The sequence below is a fragment of the Streptomyces sp. GDS52 genome (genome assembly GCF_052246875.1).
GTDB classification, from domain to species: Bacteria; Actinomycetota; Actinomycetes; order Streptomycetales; family Streptomycetaceae; genus Streptomyces; species Streptomyces cathayae.
The window spans coordinates 4,691,948-4,709,703 of record NZ_CM125966.1 but is presented as its reverse complement, the minus strand read 5'-3'; the positions used below and the strand labels follow the sequence as shown (position 1 = coordinate 4,709,703).

Below are 17,756 nucleotides of genomic sequence, written 5' to 3'. Positions count from 1 at the left end.
CCCCGGGCCGGGCCCACTGAGTATCCGTACGGAGGCGTTCCGAGTAGGTGACGCACGTCCCAGGAGGCGATACGCCGGGGGACGCCCACAGGGCTCTGCTCCACAATGGGGGCATGCCGATACCCGGGACCCCCAGCCGCGCCGAACTCCTCCGCCACCTCACCGCCACGCGCATCGCGGGCGAGGTCGCCACACCGCGTGAGAACAACCTCTCCCACTACCGCAAACTGGCGAACGGCGACCGCCACTTCTGGCTCGGCCTGGAGCTCGGCGACCGCTGGAGCGACGAGCAGGACGTGCTCGCGGTGATGGCGGAACGGGTCGGGGTCAGCGACGACGCCGAACACCGGTACGGCCAGGACACCATCGACCCGGAGCTGACCGTGGCCGCCCTGGAGCGGATGGCAAGGCGGCTGCGCAAGGCGGCGGACGGGCGGCAGCGGGTGCTGTTCGCCACCGGCCACCCCGGCGGCCTGCTCGACGTGCACCGTGCCACGGCCGCCGCGCTGCGGGCCGCCGGCTGCGAGATCGTGGTGATCCCGGACGGGCTGGCCACGGAGGAGGGGTACGTGATGCAGTTCGCGGACGTGGCGGTGCTGGAGCACGGCGCCACGCTGTGGCACACCCACTCCGGGGAGCCGATGAAGGCCATCCTCACCGCCCTGGAGCGGGAGGGCCGCCCGCTGCCCGACCTGGTGGTCGCCGACCACGGCTGGGCGGGGTACGCGGGACAGCACGGCGTCGACTCCGTCGGCTACGCCGACTGCAACGACCCGGCGCTGTTCCTCGCGGAGGCGGAGGGCACCGTCCAGGTGACGGTGCCCCTCGACGACCACGTGGTCAGCCCCCGCCACTACGACCCGATGACGGCGTACCTGCTGGCGGAGGCGGGGCTGGAGCAGAACGCCCGCTGATCACCGGGGGACGCGGACCACGCCCTCCTGGATGACCGAGATCGCGAGGCGGCCGTCCTGGGTGTATATGCCGGCCTGGCCGAGGCCGCGGCCGCCGTGCGCCGACGGGGAGTGCTGGTCGTACAGCAGCCACTCGTCGGCGCGGAACGGGCGGTGGAACCACATGGCGTGGTCGAGGGAGGCCCCGACCACGTCGCCCACCGCCCAGCCGCCCCGGCCGTGGGCGAGCAGCACCGAGTCCAGGAGCGTCATGTCGGAGACGTACGTGGCGAGGACGACGTGCAGCAGGGGGTCGTCGGTCAGTTTGCCGTTGGTGCGGAACCACACCTGGGAGTGGGGTTCGCGGGGCTCTCCGAAGCGGCCGTAGGGCGGCTCGTCGACGTAGCGCAGGTCGACCGCGGCGCGGGCCTCCAGGAAGCGCTCCACGACGTCGGGGTCGAGGTGGTCGTAGTCGCGGAGCCGTTCCTCGGAGGTGGGCAGCGCGGCCGGGTCCGGCGCGGGCGGCATCGGATCCTGGTGGTCCAGGCCCTCCTCGTACGTCTGGAAGGACGCGGAGAGGTGGAAGATCGGCTGGCCGTGCTGGACCGCGACGACCCGGCGGGTGGTGAAGGAGCGGCCGTCGCGGATCCGGTCGACGGTGTAGACGATGGGCGCGCCCGGGTCGCCGGGGCGCAGGAAGTACGCGTGCAGGGAGTGCGCGGGCCGGTCCGCGGGGACGGTCCGCCCGGCGGCGACCACGGCCTGCGCGGCGACCTGCCCGCCGAAGACGCGGGGGACGACGACGGAGCGGGACCGGCCACGGAAGATGTTCTCCTCGATCTGCTCGAGGTCGAGCAGATCGAGGAGTTCCTGTAGTGCCTGACTCATGGGGTCAGTTGTATGCGTCGGGGATTCCGGGTGTTCTACAGACCCATGTCCTTGGCGATGATCGACTTCATGATCTCGCTGGTGCCGCCGTAGATGCGGTTGACGCGGTTGTCCGCGTACAGGCGGGCGATCGGGTACTCGTTCATGTAGCCGTAGCCGCCGTGCAGCTGGAGGCAGCGGTCGATGACGCGGTGCGCGACCTCGGTGCAGAACAGCTTGGCGGAGGCGGCCTCGGCGGGGGTCAGCTCGCCGGCGTCCAGGGCCTCCGTGGCGCGGTCGGCGACCGCCTCGGCGGCGTCCACCTCGGCCTGGCAGGCGGCCAGTTCGAACTTGGTGTTCTGGAAGTGGGCGACCGGCTTGCCGAAGACGGTGCGCTCCTGCACGTAACTCTTGGCGAACCGGACGGCCGCCTTGGCCTGCGCGTAGGCGCCGAAGGCGATGCCCCAGCGCTCGGAGGCCAGGTTGTGCCCGAGGTAGGAGAAGCCCTTGTTCTCCTCGCCGAGCAGGTCCTCGACGGGGACCTTGACGTCGACGAACGCCAGCTCGGCGGTGTCGGAGGTCCTCAGGCCGAGCTTGTCCAGCTTGCGGCCGACGGAGTAGCCCTCGGACTTGGTGTCGACGGCGAAGAGGGAGATGCCGAAGCGGCGGTCCTCCGCGGTCGGGGCGGCGGTCCGGGCGCAGACGATGACCTTGTCGGCGTGGACGCCGCCGGTGATGAAGGTCTTGGCGCCGTTGAGGACGTAGTGGGTGCCGTCCTCGCTCAGCTTGGCGGTGGTCTTCATGCCCGCGAGGTCGGAGCCGGTGCCCGGCTCGGTCATCGCGATGGCCCACATCTCCTCGCCGGTGGTGAACTTCGGCAGGAAACGCTTCTTCTGCTCGTCGGTGGCGAGCATCTTGATGTAGGGCAGGGCGAGCAGCACGTGCACGCCGGAGCCGCCGAACTGGACGCCCGCGCGAGCGGTCTCCTCGTAGAGGACGGCCTCGAACTTGTAGCTCTCCATGCCCGCGCCGCCGAACTCCTCGGGCACGTTGATGCCGAAGATGCCCAGCTCACCGAGCTTGTAGTAGAAGTCGCGGGGCGCCTGGCCCGCCGCGAACCACTCGTCGTAGACCGGGACGACCTCGGCCTCGATGAAGTCGCGGATGGTCTCCCGGAAAGCCTCGTGGTCCTCGTTGAACACCGTACGGCGCACCGTCGCCATCCCTTCTTTGCGCCTAAACCGGCGCCGCTCTCGCGTATGTGGTTGCTCGCCGTGGGGGTTTCTCAATGGATGGTTGCGGCCCACGTGGCTAAGCGCTTGCTCAGACAGTGAAGATACCGGCGGGTAGCCACAGTCGTCCAGAGTGGAGGCCCCGTAACGCTCGTCACTCCGCCGGAGTCGGGGGGTGCCCGCCGGAGCTCTCAGGGGGTGCCCGCCGCCGCGAAGGCGCCGCGGGCCATCCGGTGCAGCAGGACGGCCGTGGTGGCGCGGCCGGGCAGGGCGCCGGGGCGGCCGAGGTGCGGGGTGGAGTTGAGCAGGCCGAACACCGAGTGCACGGCCGAGCGGGCGGCCGGTTCGGCCAGCTCCGGGTAGAGCTCGCGCACCACCCCGACCCACAGCTCGACATACTGCCGCTGCAGCTGCCGCACCAGTTTGCGGTCGGTGTCCCGCAGGCGGTCCAGTTCACGGTCGTGCAGGGTGATGAGGGGGCGGTCGTCGAGCGCGAAGTCGATGTGGCCCTCGATCAGCGAGTCCAGGACCGCCTCGGGATCCGCCCCGCCGACCCCGCCGCCCCCGTCGGCCCCGCCGACCTCGCCGAATTCCTGGAGCCGCCGCTTCGCACCGGTCAGCAACTGGCCGCTGATCCCCACCAGCAGTTCCGCGAGCATCGCGTCCTTGCCCGGGAAGTGCCGGTACAGGCCGGGCCCGCTGATGCCGACCGCGGCGCCTATCTCGTCGACCCCGACGCCGTGGAACCCGCGCTCGGCGAAGAGCCGCGCGGCCTCCTTGAGGATCTGCTCGCGGCGGGTCGGGGCGTCGGTTCTGGTGGCCATGGAGACGATTCTAGACAGCGGGGTTAGCGCTCGTTAACCTGAGGGGAACGCGTTAACGCTCATTAACCAGTGAGGGGACCGCAGGATGCACGAGGCACCGGAGCTTCACAGCGCGGCCGATCCCGCGTCGGAGTCCTTTCGGGCCAACGAGGAGGCGCACCGCGCCCTCGTCGAGGAGCTGCGCGCCAAGCTGGCCGCGGCCGCGCTCGGCGGCGGCGAGCGGGCGCGGGCCAGGCACACGGCGCGCGGGAAGCTGCTCCCGCGCGAGCGCGTGGACACGCTCCTCGACCCCGGTTCGCCCTTCCTGGAGCTGGCCCCGCTGGCGGCCGACGGGATGTACGAGGGGCAGGCCCCGGCGGCCGGTGTGATCGCCGGGATCGGGCGGGTCGGCGGGCGCGAGTGCGTGGTCGTCGCCAACGACGCCACCGTCAAGGGCGGCACGTACTACCCGATGACGGTGAAGAAGCACCTGCGCGCGCAGGAGGTGGCCCTGGACAACCGCCTGCCCTGTGTCTACCTGGTGGACTCCGGCGGGGCGTTCCTGCCGATGCAGGACGAGGTGTTCCCGGACCGGGACCACTTCGGGCGGATCTTCTACAACCAGGCCCGGATGTCCGGTGCCGGCATCCCGCAGATCGCGGCCGTGCTCGGCTCCTGCACGGCGGGCGGGGCGTACGTCCCGGCGATGAGCGACGAGGCGGTGATCGTCCGCGGCCAGGGCACGATCTTCCTCGGCGGCCCGCCCCTGGTGAAGGCGGCCACCGGCGAGGTGGTCACGGCGGAGGAGCTGGGCGGCGGCGAGGTCCACTCGCGGGTGTCGGGCGTCACCGACCACCTCGCCGAGGACGACGCGCACGCGCTCAGGATCGTCCGCACCATCGTCTCCACGCTCCCCGCGCGGGGCGAGTTCCCCTGGCGGGTGGAGCAGGCCGTCGAGCCCAAGGTGGACCCGGCGGGGCTGTACGGCGCGGTGCCGGTGGACTCCCGCACGCCCTACGACGTCCGCGAGGTCATCGCGCGGGTCGTGGACGGCTCCCGGTTCGCCGAGTTCAAGTCGGAGTTCGGGCAGACCCTGGTCACCGGCTTCGCCCGGATCCACGGCCACCCGGTGGGGATCGTCGCCAACAACGGCATCCTGTTCTCCGAGTCCGCCCAGAAGGGCGCCCACTTCATCGAGCTGTGCGACCAGCGCGGCATCCCGCTGGTCTTCCTGCAGAACATCTCCGGCTTCATGGTCGGCAAGGACTACGAGGCGGGCGGCATCGCCAAGCACGGCGCCAAGATGGTGACGGCGGTGGCCTGCACCCGCGTGCCGAAGCTGACGGTGGTGGTCGGCGGGTCGTACGGGGCGGGCAACTACTCGATGTGCGGGCGGGCGTACTCGCCCCGCTTCCTGTGGATGTGGCCGGGCGCGAAGATCTCGGTGATGGGCGGTGAGCAGGCCGCCTCCGTCCTCGCCACCGTCAAGCGGGACCAGCTGGAGGGGCGCGGGGAGCAGTGGCCGGCCGAGGACGAGGACGCCTTCAAGGCCCCGATCCGCGCGCAGTACGAGCACCAGGGGAACGCCTACTACGCGACGGCCCGTCTCTGGGACGACGGCGTGATCGACCCGATGGACACCCGGCAGGTCCTGGGCCTGGCCCTGACCGCGTGCGCCAACGCGCCCCTGGGTGACCCCCAGTTCGGCGTCTTCCGGATGTGAGGGGACCCCTGACGATGACTGATCAGATGTTCGAGACGGTGCTGGTGGCCAACCGGGGCGAGATCGCCGTCCGGGTCATCCGCACCCTGCGGTCGATGGGCGTGCGCTCGGTGGCCGTGTACTCCGACGCGGACGCCGACGCCCGGCACGTCCGGGAGGCCGACACGGCGGTACGGATCGGACCGGCGGCCGCCGCGGAGAGCTACCTGTCGGTGGAGCGGCTGCTGGCGGCCGCCGCCCGCACCGGCGCCCGGGCCGTCCACCCCGGGTACGGGTTCCTCGCCGAGAACGCGGGGTTCGCGCGGGCGTGCGCGGAGGCGGGGCTGGTCTTCGTCGGGCCGGGCGCCGACGCGATCGCCCTGATGGGCGACAAGATCCGCGCGAAGGAGACGGTGCGGGCGGCCGGGGTCCCGGTGGTCCCGGGTTCGAGCGGCAGCGGCCTCACCGACGAGCAGCTCGCCGAGGCCGCCCGCGGGATCGGCATGCCGGTGCTGCTGAAGCCGTCGGCGGGCGGTGGCGGCAAGGGCATGCGGCTGGTGCGGGACGCCTCGGTGCTGGCCGACGAGATCGCCGCCGCGCGGCGCGAGGCCCGCGCCTCCTTCGGCGACGACACGCTGCTGGTCGAGCGGTGGATCGACCGCCCCCGGCACATCGAGATCCAGGTCCTGGCCGACGGCCACGGGGGTGTCGTCCATCTGGGCGAGCGCGAGTGCTCCCTCCAGCGCCGCCACCAGAAGATCATCGAGGAGGCGCCCAGTGTGCTCCTCGACGAGGCGACCCGGGCCGCGATGGGCGAGGCGGCCGTGCAGGCGGCCCGCTCCTGCGGCTACCGGGGCGCGGGCACGGTGGAGTTCATCGTCCCGGGCAACGACCCGGCCTCGTACTACTTCATGGAGATGAACACCCGCCTCCAGGTGGAGCACCCGGTCACCGAGCTGATCACGGGACTGGACCTGGTGGAGTGGCAGCTGCGGGTGGCGGCGGGCGAGCGGCTGGCGTTCGGGCAGGAGGACGTGCGGCTCACCGGGCACGCGGTGGAGGCCCGCATCTGCGCGGAGACCGTATCTGTGAAAGAGGGCGCGCGCGGCTTCCTCCCCTCCGGCGGCACGGTGCTGGACCTGCGCGAACCGCAGGGCGGGGGCGTCCGCACGGACTCCGGCCTCACCGAGGGCACGGAGGTCGGCAGCCTCTACGACCCGATGCTGTCCAAGGTGATCGCCCACGGCCCCGACCGCGCGACCGCGCTGCGCAGGCTCCGGGCGGCGCTGGCTCAGACGGTGACGCTGGGCGTGCAGACCAACGCCGGGTTCCTGCGGCGGCTGCTCGCGCACCCGGCGGTGGTGTCGGGCGAGCTGGACACGGGACTGGTCGAGCGTGAGGTGGACGGTCTCGTACCGGACGGGGTGCCCGCGGAGACGTACGCGGCGGCGGCGCTGCTGCGCCAGGCCTCCCTCGCGCCCGCCGACGGCTCCGGCTGGGCCGATCCGTTCGCCGCCGCCGACGGCTGGCGCATGGGCGGTGAGCGGGCGTGGACGGCGCACCACCTGCACGTGTCGGGCCACGACCCGGTGACCGTGCGCGTGCGCAGCACCCCGGACGGGGGCACGGAACTGCTGCTTCCCGGGGCGGACATCCCGCTGCGGGGGTCCGCGGGCCCGGTGGACGGGCACCGGTTCACCTTCGCGCTCGACGGCGTCGCCCACACCTTCGCCGCCCTGCCGGACGGCACCTGGCTCGGCCGGGACGGCGACGCCTGGCACGTGCGCGACCACGACCCGGTGGCCGCGTCCCTCACCCGGGCGGGCCAGGCGGGCGCCGACTCGCTGACCGCGCCGATGCCCGGCACGGTGACAGTGGTGAAGGTCGCCGTCGGCGACGAGGTGAGCGCGGGCCAGAGTCTGCTGGTGGTGGAGGCGATGAAGATGGAGCACGTCATCTCCGCCCCGCACGCCGGCACGGTCACCGAGCTGGACGTGTCCCCGGGCACGACGGTCGCGATGGACCAGGTACTGGCGGTCATCGCGCCCGCGGAGACAGCTGTGGAGCCGTCCGCAAAGACACCCGCGGAGTCGCCTGTGGAGTCACCCGTGCAGAAGGAGACGGCATGAACGCCCCGGAACCGGTCCTGCCCATGGTCGTACCGGCCGAAGGGCTGCCCGCCCGCGTGCGGATCCACGAGGTCGGCGCGCGCGACGGACTGCAGAACGAGAAGGCGACCGTCCCGGCGGTGGTGAAGGCGGAGTTCATCCGCCGCCTGGCCGGCACGGGCCTGACCACGATCGAGGCGACGAGCTTCGTCCACCCCGGGTGGGTGCCCCAGCTGGCGGACGCCGAGGAGCTGTTCCCGGCGGTGGCCGACCTGCCGGTGTCGCTGCCGGTCCTGGTGCCGAACGAGCGGGGCCTCGACCGCGCGCTGGCGCTGGGCGCCCGCCGGGTGGCGGTGTTCGCCAGTGCCACGGAGTCCTTCGCCCAGGCCAACCTCAACCGCACGGTGGACGAGGCGCTGGCGATGTTCGCGCCGGTGGTGGGCCGGGCGAAGGCCGAGGGCGTCCACGTCCGCGGCTATCTGTCGATGTGCTTCGGCGACCCCTGGGAGGGCGCCGTCCCCGTCCCGCAGGTGGTGCGGGTCTGCCGGGCCCTGCTCGACCTGGGCTGCGACGAACTGAGCCTGGGCGACACCATCGGGGTGGCCACCCCGGGCCATGTGACGGCCCTGCTCACCGCGCTCACCGAGGCGGACGTCCCCGTGTCCGCCCTGGGCGTCCACTTCCACGACACCTACGGCCAGGCCCTGTCCAACACACTGGCCGCGCTCCAGCAGGGCGTCACCACGGTCGACGCCTCCGCCGGCGGGCTGGGCGGCTGCCCGTACGCGAAGTCCGCCACCGGCAACCTCGCCACCGAAGACCTCGTATGGATGCTGCGGGGTCTCGGCATCGAGACCGGTGTCGATCTCGGCCGTCTGGTCGCCACAAGCGTCTGGATGGCCGCCCACCTGGGCCGACAGAGCCCGTCCCGCACCGTCCGAGCCCTCTCCCACCAGGAGTCGTGAACGACCATGGACCACAAGCTCTCCCCCGAACTGGAAGAACTCCGCCGCACGGTCGAGGAGTTCGCGCACGACGTCGTCGCGCCGAAGATCGGCGACTTCTACGAGCGGCACGAGTTCCCGTACGAGATCGTCCGGGAGATGGGCCGCATGGGCCTGTTCGGCCTGCCCTTCCCGGAGGAGTACGGCGGGATGGGCGGCGACTACCTGGCGCTGGGCCTGGTCCTGGAGGAACTGGCCCGGGTGGACTCGTCGGTGGCGATCACGCTCGAGGCCGGTGTCTCGCTGGGCGCGATGCCGATCCACCTCTTCGGCACCGAGGAGCAGAAGCGCGCGTGGCTGCCCCGGCTGTGCTCGGGCGAGATCCTGGGCGCGTTCGGGCTGACGGAGCCGGACGGCGGCAGCGACGCGGGCGCGACCCGCACCACGGCCCGGCTGGACGAGTCGACGGACGAGTGGGTGATCAACGGCACCAAGTGCTTCATCACCAACTCGGGCACGGACATCACCGGGTTGGTCACGGTCACGGCGGTCACCGGCCGGAAGCCCGACGGCAAGCCGCTGATCTCGGCGATCATCGTCCCGTCCGGCACCCCGGGCTTCACGGTGGCGGCCCCGTACTCGAAGGTCGGCTGGAACGCGTCGGACACCCGGGAGCTGTCGTTCGCCGACGTCCGCGTCCCGGCGGCGAACCTGCTGGGTGAGGAGGGCCGGGGCTACGCCCAGTTCCTGCGCATCCTCGACGAGGGCCGGATCGCCATCGCGGCGCTGGGCACGGGGCTGGCGCAGGGCTGTGTGGACGAGTCGGTGAAGTACGCCGGGGAGCGGCACGCGTTCGGCCGTCCGATCGGCGCCAACCAGGCCATCCAGTTCAAGATCGCCGACATGGAGATGAAGGCCCACACGGCCCGTCTGGCGTGGCGGGACGCGGCGAGCCGGCTGGTGGCCGGTGAGCCCTTCAAGAAGGAGGCGGCGGTGGCCAAGCTGTACTCCTCCACGGTCGCCGTGGACAACGCCCGCGAAGCCACCCAGATCCACGGCGGCTACGGCTTCATGAACGAGTATCCGGTGGCCCGTATGTGGCGCGACTCCAAGATCCTGGAGATCGGCGAGGGCACGAGCGAGGTCCAGCGGATGCTGATCGCCCGGGAGTTGGGACTGACGGCGGGCTGACGGCGCGGGGCGGGCGGTCCGCACCTCTGGACAAAATCTGAGGTTAGGCTAACCTAAGTCTGGCTCCAGCCAGGGGCCCGCGGGCCCGCCCGCACCCACCTGCTCCGCACGCACGAAAGCAGACCCCGTCATGTCGAACGCCAGAACCGCCCGTTTCTCCCGTCGCGGCCTGCTCGCCGCCGGTGGCGCTCTCGGACTCGGTGCCGCGCTCGCGGCCTGCGGCGACGGGGACGCGAAGAGCGGTGGATCGGACGCACCGGGGTCCGCCGGGCCCGAGTCCGGTCCCTGGTCCTTCGAGGACGACCGCGGCACCACCGTGAAGCTGGACAAGGTACCCGCGAACATCGTCGCGTTCACCGGTGTCGCCGCGGCCCTGTACGACTACGGCGTCCAGGTCAAGGGCGTCTTCGGCCCGACGAGGACCAAGGACGGCAAGGCCGACGTCCAGGCCGGCGACATGGACGTCAGCAAGGTGACCGTCCTGGGCAACGTCTGGGACCAGTTCAACGTGGAGAAGTACGCCACCCTCGCCCCCGAGGTCCTCGTCTCCACCACCTTCGACGACGCGGGCACCCTCTGGTACGTCCCCGAGGCGTCCAAGGACAAGATCGCCAAGCTCGCGCCGAGTGTCGCCGTATCCGTCTACGACCGCCAGTTGACCGCGCCGCTCGAGCGCATGTGGGAGCTGGCCGAGTCGCTGGGCGGCGACATGAAGGCCGCCGCGGTCGTCGACGCGAAGAAGCGCTTCGAGGCGGCGTCCGAGCGGCTGCGCAAGGCCGCGAAGGCCCACCCCGACATCAAGGTGATGGCCGGCTCGGCGAGCCCGGAGCTGTTCTACGTCTCCGGCACAAATCTCTCCGCCGACCTGGAGTACTTCAAGGCGCTCGGCGTGAACTTCGTCGAGCCGACCGAGGAGGCCAAGAAGCCGACCGGCGGCTGGTTCGAGAGCCTCAGCTGGGAGAACGTCGACAAGCACCAGGCCGACGTCATCATCATGGACGACCGCAGCTCGGCCATCCAGCCCGCCGACATCGCCGAGGCGACCTGGAAGAAGCTCCCCGCGGTCAAGGCCGGTCAGGTCATCGCGCGTTCCGCCGAGCCGATCCTGTCCTACGACAAGTGCACCCCGCTGCTCGACAACCTCGCCGAGGCCATCGAGAAGGCGAAGAAGGTCAGCTGACCGCCCCCGCCTGAACCCTCCCCCGGGAGTCCTACGTGACCGTCCCCGCAGCCGCCCCGTTCCGTTTCCCCTCCCTCCAGGCCGACGGAACGAGGCGGCTCGGTCCGTTTCCGGCCCCGCCCGGGCCCGGACGGGGCCGGGGGCGCCGAAGCCCGGCACCGGAGCGGTTACGCGAACAGCGTTGGCCATCACGCCAGTTGAGCGCCCCGTACACCTCGTGGCGGAGTGATCACGGTCACGGCCGGAGCAGGAAGAGAGCCGATCTACTTAGGCTAGGCTCACCTAAGTAAAAGCGGGCCGCACCGCGGCGCGCGCCCCGCTCCCTCCCCGCACCGGACCATCCCCACCGGAGGCCCCCACATGCGCTCGCACCTGCTCAACGACACCACCGCGGAGCACTACCGCCGCTCCGTGACCGAAGGAGTCGAGCGGGTGGCAGCCAAACTCGCCACCACCGAACGCCCGTTCACCGGCGTCACGGTCGACGCCCTCGCCCCCGCCATCGAGCGGATCGACCTCGACCGGCCGCTGCACGACACCACCGCGGCGCTGGACGAACTGGAGGAGGTCTACCTCCGGGACGCGGTCTACTTCCACCACCCCCGCTACCTCGCCCACCTCAACTGCCCGGTCGTCATCCCGGCCGTGCTCGGCGAGGCGGTGCTCTGTGCCGTCAACTCCTCCCTGGACACCTGGGACCAGTCGGCCGGCGGCACCCTCATCGAGCGGAAACTGATCGACTGGACGGCCGCCCGCATCGGCCTCGGGCCGTCCGCCGACGGGGTGTTCACCTCCGGCGGCACCCAGTCCAACCTCCAGGCGCTGCTGCTGGCCCGCGAGGAGGCCAAGACCGGCGACCTCGCGACACTGCGCGTCCTCACCTCCGAGGTCAGCCACTTCAGCGTGCAGAAGTCCGCGAAACTGCTCGGCCTCGGCCCGGACGCGGTGGTGCCGCTCCCCGTCGACCACGACAAGCGGCTGCAGACCGTCGCCCTCGCCCGCGAACTGGCCCGCTGCGCCGAGGACGGCCTCGTCCCCATGGCCGTCGTCGCCACCGCCGGAAGCACCGACTTCGGCTCCATCGACCCGCTGCCCGAGATCGCCGAACTGTGCGCCCGGTACGGCGTCTGGATGCACGTGGACGCCGCCTACGGCTGCGGACTGCTCGCCTCGCTGAAGCACCGGGACCGGATCGACGGCATCGAACGCGCCGACTCGGTCACCGTCGACTACCACAAGTCCTTCTTCCAGCCGGTGAGTTCGTCGGCCGTACTGGTCCGCGACGCGGCCACGCTGCGGCACGCCACCTACCACGCGGAGTACCTCAACCCGCGCCGCATGGTGACCGAGCGCATCCCCAACCAGGTCGACAAGTCCCTGCAGACCACCCGCCGCTTCGACGCGCTGAAACTGTGGATGACGCTGCGCGTGATGGGCGCCGACGGCATCGGCGGGCTCTTCGACGAGGTCTGCGACCTGGCCCACGAGGGCTGGGAGCTGCTGGCCGCCGACCCGCGCTTCGACGTGGTCGTCGCACCGTCGCTGTCCACGCTCGTCTTCCGCTACGTCCCGGCCGCCGTCACCGACCCCGCCGAGATCGACCGGGCCAACCTCTACGCCCGCAAAGCCCTGTTCGCCTCCGGTGACGCGGTCGTCGCGGGCACCAAGGTGGCGGGCCGCCACTACCTGAAGTTCACCCTGCTGAACCCCGAGACCACGACCGCCGACATCACCGCCGTCCTCGATCTGATCGCCGGCCACGCCGAGCAGTACCTGGGAGAGTCCCTTGACCGCGCTTCCTGAAGCCCCTGACACCGCCCACGACTTCGTGGGGATCGGGCTGGGCCCCTTCAACCTCGGCCTCGCCTGCCTCACCGAGCCCATCGACGACCTGGACGGCGTCTTCCTGGAGTCCAAGCCGGACTTCGAGTGGCACGCCGGGATGTTCCTCGACGGAGCCCACCTCCAGACGCCGTTCATGTCGGACCTGGTCACCCTCGCCGACCCGACCTCCCCCTACTCCTTCCTCAACTACCTGAAGGAGAAGGGCCGTCTGTACTCGTTCTACATCCGGGAGAACTTCTACCCGCTGCGCGTCGAGTACGACGACTACTGCCGCTGGGCCGCCGGCCGGCTGAGCAGCATCCGCTTCGGTGCGACCGTCACCGAGGTGACGTACGACGAGAGCACCGAACTGTACGCCGTACGGACCGCGGCCGGTGACACCTACCGCGCCCGCCGGCTGGTGCTCGGCACCGGCACCGTGCCGTCCGTGCCCGAGCCGTGCCGCGGCCTGGACGGCGACCTGCTGCACACCTCCGCGTACATGCACCGCAAGGCGGAACTGCGGCAGAAGAAGTCGATCACGATCGTCGGCAGCGGGCAGAGCGCCGCCGAGATCTACCACGAGCTGCTCTCCGAGATCGACGTCCACGGCTACTCGCTCAACTGGGTCACCCGCTCCCCGCGGTTCTTCCCGCTGGAGTACACCAAGCTGACCCTGGAGATGACCTCCCCGGACTACATCGACTACTTCCGCGCGCTGCCCGAGGAGACCCGCTACCGGCTGGAGAAGCAGCAGAAGGGCCTGTACAAGGGCATCAACTCCGACCTCGTCGACGCCATCTTCGACCTGCTCTACCAGAAGAACATCGAGAGCGGCGACCGCGCGGTCCCCACCCGGCTGCTCACCAACTCCTCGCTCGTCAGCGCCCGCCACGAGAACGGCGGATACACCCTCGGCTTCCACCAGGACGAGCAGGGCAAGGACTTCGAACTGAGCACCGAGGGCCTGGTGCTGGCCACCGGCTACCACTACGAGCAGCCGGCCTTCCTCGAACCGGTCCAGGGCCGGCTCCGCTTCGACGGCCACGGCCGGTTCGACGTGGCCCGCAACTACGCCGTCGACGTGACCGGCCGGGGCGTGTTCCTGCAGAACGCCGGCCTCCACACGCACAGCGTCACCAGCCCCGACCTGGGCATGGGCCCGTACCGCAACAGCTGCATCATCCGCGAGATGCTGGGCTCCGAGTACTACCCCGTGGAGAAGTCCATCGCCTTCCAGGAGTTCACCGTATGAGCATCACCGACAGCGGCTACCGGTGCGCACTGGGCACCTTCACCGTCCGGCCGCTCGACCCGCTCCGGGACGCCGAACTGCTGCACTCCTGGGTCACCGACCCCAAGGCCGCGTTCTGGATGATGCGGGACGCGAGGCTCCAGGACGTCGAGCGTGCGTACATGAGGATCGCGGCCGACGAGCACCACCACGCCCACCTGGGGCTGCACGAGGGCCGGCCCGCCTTCCTGATGGAGGCGTACGACCCCGCCCACCGCGAGCTGGCCGGACTGTACGAGCCGGAGCCCGGGGACGTCGGCATGCACTTCCTGGTCGCGCCCACCGACACCCCGGTGCACGGTTTCACCCGGTCCGTCATCACCGCCGTGCTGGCGCACCTCTTCCGGGACCCGGCGGTCCGGCGCGTCGTCGTCGAACCGGACGTGTCCAACAAGGCGGTGCACGCCCTGAACGAGGCCGTGGGCTTCGTCCCCGTACGCGAGATCGACAAGCCGGAGAAAAAGGCGTTGCTGAGCTTCTGCACCCGCGAACAGTTCGCCGCGGCCACGGGGGTGGGCATATGAGCCCCGCCGACGCCGTGGACCACCTCACCCCCGAACGCTGGGAGAGGGCCAACCGCCTGCTGATCCGCAAGGCGCTCGCCGAGTTCGCGCACGAGCGGCTGATCCACCCCGAGGAGACCGGCGGGGACGGCTACGTCGTCCGCGGCGACGACGGCCTGACCGAGTACCGCTTCACCGCCGTCCGCCGCGCCCTGGACCACTGGCAGGTGGCCGCCGACTCCATCAGCCGGCACCGTGACGGCACCGAACTCCCCCTGGCCGCCCTGGACTTCTTCATCGAGCTGCACAAGTCGCTCGGGCTGGGCGACGAGGTCCTGCCGGTGTACCTGGAGGAGATCTCCTCCACCCTCTCCGGCACCTGCTACAAGCTCGCCAAGCCGCCGGTCACCTCGGCCGAGCTGGTCGGCGCCGGCTTCCAGGCCGTCGAGACCGGCATGACCGAGGGCCACCCCTGCTTCGTCGCCAACAACGGGCGGCTCGGCTTCGGCATCCACGAGTACCGCGCCTACGCGCCGGAGACGGCGAACCCGGTCCGGCTGGTGTGGCTGGCCGCGCACCGCTCACGGGCGGCGTTCACGGCCGGCGTGGGCATCGAGTACGAGTCGTTCCTGCGCCAGGAGCTGGGCGGGGACACCGTCGAGCGCTTCCACCGGACGCTCACCGGCCAGGGCCTCGACCCGGCCGACTACCTCCTCATCCCCGTCCACCCCTGGCAGTGGTGGAACAAGCTCACCGTCACCTTCGCCGCCGAGGTCGCCCGCCGCCACCTGGTGTGCCTCGGCGAGGGCGACGACGAGTACCTGGCCCAGCAGTCCGTCCGGACCTTCTTCAACCGGACGGCCCCCCGGAAGCACTACGTGAAGACGGCCCTGTCCGTCCTCAACATGGGCTTCATGCGCGGCCTCTCGGCCGCCTACATGGAGGCCACTCCGGCGATCAACGACTGGCTGGCGCGGCTGATCGAGAACGACCCGGTACTGAGCTCGACGGGGCTGACGATCATCCGGGAGCGGGCGGCGGTCGGCTACCGGCACCTGGAGTACGAGCAGGCCACCGACCGCTACTCGCCGTACCGCAAGATGCTGGCCGCGCTGTGGCGGGAGAGCCCGGTGCCCTCGCTGCAGGGCGGCGAGTCCCTCGCCACCATGGCCTCCCTGCTCCATGTGGACCACGAGGGGACGTCCTTCGCGGGCGCGCTGATCGAGCGGTCCGGGCTGGCCCCGGCGGACTGGCTGCGGCACTACCTGCGCGCCTACTACACCCCGCTGCTGCACAGTTTCTACGCCTACGACCTGGTGTTCATGCCGCACGGCGAGAACGTGGTCCTGGTGCTGGAGGACGGGGTGGTGCGGCGCGCGGTCTACAAGGACATCGCCGAGGAGATCGCGGTGCTGGACCCGGACGCGGTGCTGCCGCCGGAGGTCTCCCGCATCCGCGTGGAGGTGCCGGAGGACCAGAAGCTGCTGTCGGTCTTCACGGACGTCTTCGACTGCTTCTTCCGCTTCCTCGCCTCCGACCTGGCCTCCGCGGGCGTCCTGGCCGAGGACGACTTCTGGCGGACGGTCGCGGAGATCACCCGCGAGTACCAGGCGTCGGTGCCCGAACTCGCCGACAAGTTCGCCCGGTACGACCTGTTCGCCCCCGAGTTCGCGCTGTCCTGCCTCAACCGGCTCCAGCTGCGCGACAACCGGCAGATGGTCGACCTCGCGGACCCGTCCGGCGCGCTCCAGCTGGTCGGCACCCTGAAGAACCCCCTCGCGGGCCTCTGACCCGCCCGGCCGGGGCCGCCGCCCGGGGTGGCCCCGGCCGGCGGCAGGGGGCCTGGCCGGGGCGGACCGTTCTCCCCCGATCGGGTGAAACAATCCCTCCCATGGCGGAAATCATCCAGAAGGACGGAACCTGGGTCTTCGACGGGAACGCCCTGCGACTGACCCCCGGACGGGACAAGAACGTCGGGCTGCTCCGCAGGACCCTGGGCGAACTGCTGGTCCCGCTCGGCGCGCTGGCGGGGGTCTCGTTCGAGCAGGGCAAGAAAACAGGGCGGCTCAGGCTGCGGCTGCGCGAGGGCGCCGACCCTCTGTTGCAGGCGACCGGCGGCCGGCTCGCCGAGTCGCACGACCCGTACCAACTGGTCGTGGAGCCCGACCGGTACGGCGTCGCCGAGTACTTCACGGACGAGGTGCGCAACGCCCTGCTGCTGGACCAGGTCCCCTCCGACCCGGTCCCGGAGTACCTGCTGCCCGGTCCGTCCGTACCGCTGTCCGCCTCCGCCGGGGACGGTTCGGTGAGCTTCGACGGGGAGCGGATCCGCCTGGAGTGGAACTGGAAGACGGAGGAGGCCAAGTCCGCCGCCGGCGCCCGCACCCTCGCGCTGACCGACATAGCCGCCGTGGAGTGGGTGCCGGCGACCGGACTGGAGAACGGCCACCTCCGTTTCCTCGTGCACAGCGCGCCCACCAAGGCCCCGGCCAAGTACGACCCCGACGCGGTGGAGCTGTGGGGCTTCAAGAAGGACCCCCTGATGGCGCTCGTCGCCGCCGCCGTCCAGGCCCGTCTGCCCCACCCCGCCGCCAGGGACTCCGTGCCCGCCCTCGGGGGCGACACCGCCCAGGACCGCGCCGGGCACGCACACCCGGCAGTACCGGAGGCCGCCCCCGGTACCTCCGTCGCCACCGCCGAGGACGAGCACGACGCGCTGCTGCGCCGGCTGCGCGAGCTGGGCGAACTGCACCGCTCCGGCATCCTGACGGACGAGGAGTTCACCCTGGCCAAACAGGCGGTCCTGAAGCGCATGTAAACGTCCCCGCCTCCGTCTACCGTCGACCGTCTACGACCGCCGTCCACCACTGCCGACACTCCGTACGCTTTCCTGCCCGAAATCGGGCAGGATTCTTGCGCGAGCCTCCCCGTTACCTCAGGATCATCGGGTGCACGACGAACTGGTCGATCATCTGACGCGGTCCACACCCCTCAGCCGGGGCGAGGCGCTGCGCGTGGTCCAGGACGTGCTCGCCTACTTCGACGAGACGACCGAGGAGTACGTCCGTCGCCGCCACCGCGAGCTCCAGGCCCAGGGCCTGGTGAACGCGACGATCTTCGAACGGATCGAGGCGGATCTCCGCTATCGCGCGGTGGCCCCGCCGGAGCTCTCGCTCCGCCAGCTGCGGCGCATCGTCTACGGCTAGGAACACACC

Annotated in this window: 15 protein-coding genes; 12 read left to right on the top strand and 3 right to left on the bottom strand. The window is 71.1% G+C overall.

Going from position 1 to position 17,756, the window contains the following annotated elements; all coding sequences use genetic code 11:
- Positions 1–113: 113 nt before the first annotated feature.
- Positions 114–914, top strand: a complete 801-nt coding sequence (locus ACTWJ9_RS21505) for a phosphatase (RefSeq protein WP_279335870.1) — start codon at positions 114–116, stop codon at positions 912–914.
- Here ACTWJ9_RS21505 and ACTWJ9_RS21500 read toward each other — a convergent pair whose 3' ends face one another.
- From ACTWJ9_RS21500 to ACTWJ9_RS21490, 3 genes are all read right to left on the bottom strand, one after another.
- On the bottom strand, positions 915–1,781 hold the full coding sequence (locus tag ACTWJ9_RS21500) for an acyl-CoA thioesterase (protein ID WP_279335869.1): 867 nt from the start codon (positions 1,779–1,781) through the stop codon (positions 915–917).
- 35 nt (positions 1,782–1,816) lie between these two features.
- Positions 1,817–2,974 carry an acyl-CoA dehydrogenase family protein gene (locus tag ACTWJ9_RS21495; protein ID WP_279338046.1) on the bottom strand — a complete coding sequence of 386 codons (1,158 nt, stop codon included), beginning with the start codon at positions 2,972–2,974 and terminating at the stop codon, positions 1,817–1,819.
- A 209-nt stretch (positions 2,975–3,183) separates the two neighbouring features.
- Complete coding sequence (locus tag ACTWJ9_RS21490) at positions 3,184–3,816, bottom strand: SACE_7040 family transcriptional regulator (RefSeq protein ID WP_279335868.1); 633 nt, start codon at positions 3,814–3,816, stop codon at positions 3,184–3,186.
- An 85-nt stretch (positions 3,817–3,901) separates the two neighbouring features.
- Between ACTWJ9_RS21490 and ACTWJ9_RS21485 the strand changes: the two genes are divergently transcribed.
- The 11 genes from ACTWJ9_RS21485 to ACTWJ9_RS21435 all read left to right on the top strand — a co-directional run bounded on the left by ACTWJ9_RS21485 (position 3,902) and on the right by ACTWJ9_RS21435 (position 17,747).
- On the top strand, positions 3,902–5,518 hold the full coding sequence (locus tag ACTWJ9_RS21485; RefSeq protein ID WP_384204646.1) for a carboxyl transferase domain-containing protein: 1,617 nt from the start codon (positions 3,902–3,904) through the stop codon (positions 5,516–5,518).
- Between the two features lie 26 nt (positions 5,519–5,544).
- Positions 5,545–7,626, top strand: a complete 2,082-nt coding sequence (locus ACTWJ9_RS21480; RefSeq protein WP_443295910.1) for an acetyl/propionyl/methylcrotonyl-CoA carboxylase subunit alpha — start codon at positions 5,545–5,547, stop codon at positions 7,624–7,626.
- Positions 7,623–8,570, top strand: coding sequence for a hydroxymethylglutaryl-CoA lyase (locus ACTWJ9_RS21475; RefSeq protein WP_279335866.1), 948 nt, complete (start codon positions 7,623–7,625; stop codon positions 8,568–8,570). Before ACTWJ9_RS21480 ends, ACTWJ9_RS21475 begins: the two co-directional genes overlap by 4 nt.
- Positions 8,571–8,576: 6 nt before the next feature.
- Positions 8,577–9,740, top strand: coding sequence for an acyl-CoA dehydrogenase family protein (locus ACTWJ9_RS21470; RefSeq protein WP_279335865.1), 1,164 nt, complete (start codon positions 8,577–8,579; stop codon positions 9,738–9,740).
- A 130-nt stretch (positions 9,741–9,870) separates the two neighbouring features.
- The gene (locus ACTWJ9_RS21465) at positions 9,871–10,920 is read left to right on the top strand and encodes an ABC transporter substrate-binding protein (protein ID WP_388702430.1); all 1,050 of its coding nucleotides are present in this window, start codon (positions 9,871–9,873) and stop codon (positions 10,918–10,920) included.
- Positions 10,921–11,280: 360 nt separating this feature from the next.
- The gene (gene desA, locus ACTWJ9_RS21460; protein ID WP_279335862.1) at positions 11,281–12,723 is read left to right on the top strand and encodes a lysine decarboxylase DesA; all 1,443 of its coding nucleotides are present in this window, start codon (positions 11,281–11,283) and stop codon (positions 12,721–12,723) included.
- A complete protein-coding gene (locus tag ACTWJ9_RS21455; protein WP_279335861.1) occupies positions 12,707–13,999 on the top strand; it encodes a lysine N(6)-hydroxylase/L-ornithine N(5)-oxygenase family protein in 1,293 nt (430 codons plus the stop codon). Before desA ends, ACTWJ9_RS21455 begins: the two co-directional genes overlap by 17 nt.
- Positions 13,996–14,562: a GNAT family N-acetyltransferase gene (locus tag ACTWJ9_RS21450; RefSeq protein WP_279335860.1), complete on the top strand. Its 567-nt coding sequence runs from the start codon at positions 13,996–13,998 to the stop codon at positions 14,560–14,562. The genes ACTWJ9_RS21455 and ACTWJ9_RS21450 overlap by 4 nt, the downstream gene beginning before the upstream one ends.
- The gene (locus tag ACTWJ9_RS21445) at positions 14,559–16,331 is read left to right on the top strand and encodes an IucA/IucC family protein (RefSeq protein ID WP_443294617.1); all 1,773 of its coding nucleotides are present in this window, start codon (positions 14,559–14,561) and stop codon (positions 16,329–16,331) included. The genes ACTWJ9_RS21450 and ACTWJ9_RS21445 overlap by 4 nt, the downstream gene beginning before the upstream one ends.
- 101 nt (positions 16,332–16,432) lie before the next feature.
- On the top strand, positions 16,433–17,359 hold the full coding sequence (locus ACTWJ9_RS21440) for a DUF4429 domain-containing protein (RefSeq protein WP_388702428.1): 927 nt from the start codon (positions 16,433–16,435) through the stop codon (positions 17,357–17,359).
- 130 nt (positions 17,360–17,489) lie between these two features.
- The gene (locus ACTWJ9_RS21435; RefSeq protein ID WP_030217181.1) at positions 17,490–17,747 is read left to right on the top strand and encodes a hypothetical protein; all 258 of its coding nucleotides are present in this window, start codon (positions 17,490–17,492) and stop codon (positions 17,745–17,747) included.
- Positions 17,748–17,756: the final 9 nt, after the last annotated feature.

Bases quoted from the DNA above. Each gene is read 5' to 3' on its own strand.
- ACTWJ9_RS21505 (WP_279335870.1), top strand. From the start codon at position 114: ATGCCGATACCCGGGACCCCCAGCCGCGCCGAACTCCTCCGCCACCTC.
- ACTWJ9_RS21480 (WP_443295910.1), top strand. From the start codon at position 5,545: ATGTTCGAGACGGTGCTGGTGGCCAACCGGGGCGAGATCGCCGTCCGG.
- ACTWJ9_RS21465 (WP_388702430.1), top strand. From the start codon at position 9,871: ATGTCGAACGCCAGAACCGCCCGTTTCTCCCGTCGCGGCCTGCTCGCC.
- ACTWJ9_RS21470 (WP_279335865.1), top strand. From the start codon at position 8,577: ATGGACCACAAGCTCTCCCCCGAACTGGAAGAACTCCGCCGCACGGTC.
- ACTWJ9_RS21450 (WP_279335860.1), top strand. From the start codon at position 13,996: ATGAGCATCACCGACAGCGGCTACCGGTGCGCACTGGGCACCTTCACC.
- ACTWJ9_RS21475 (WP_279335866.1), top strand. From the start codon at position 7,623: ATGAACGCCCCGGAACCGGTCCTGCCCATGGTCGTACCGGCCGAAGGG.
- ACTWJ9_RS21445 (WP_443294617.1), top strand. From the start codon at position 14,559: ATGAGCCCCGCCGACGCCGTGGACCACCTCACCCCCGAACGCTGGGAG.
- desA (WP_279335862.1), top strand. From the start codon at position 11,281: ATGCGCTCGCACCTGCTCAACGACACCACCGCGGAGCACTACCGCCGC.
- ACTWJ9_RS21490 (WP_279335868.1), bottom strand. From the start codon at position 3,816: ATGGCCACCAGAACCGACGCCCCGACCCGCCGCGAGCAGATCCTCAAG.
- ACTWJ9_RS21485 (WP_384204646.1), top strand. From the start codon at position 3,902: ATGCACGAGGCACCGGAGCTTCACAGCGCGGCCGATCCCGCGTCGGAG.
- ACTWJ9_RS21500 (WP_279335869.1), bottom strand. From the start codon at position 1,781: ATGAGTCAGGCACTACAGGAACTCCTCGATCTGCTCGACCTCGAGCAG.
- ACTWJ9_RS21440 (WP_388702428.1), top strand. From the start codon at position 16,433: ATGGCGGAAATCATCCAGAAGGACGGAACCTGGGTCTTCGACGGGAAC.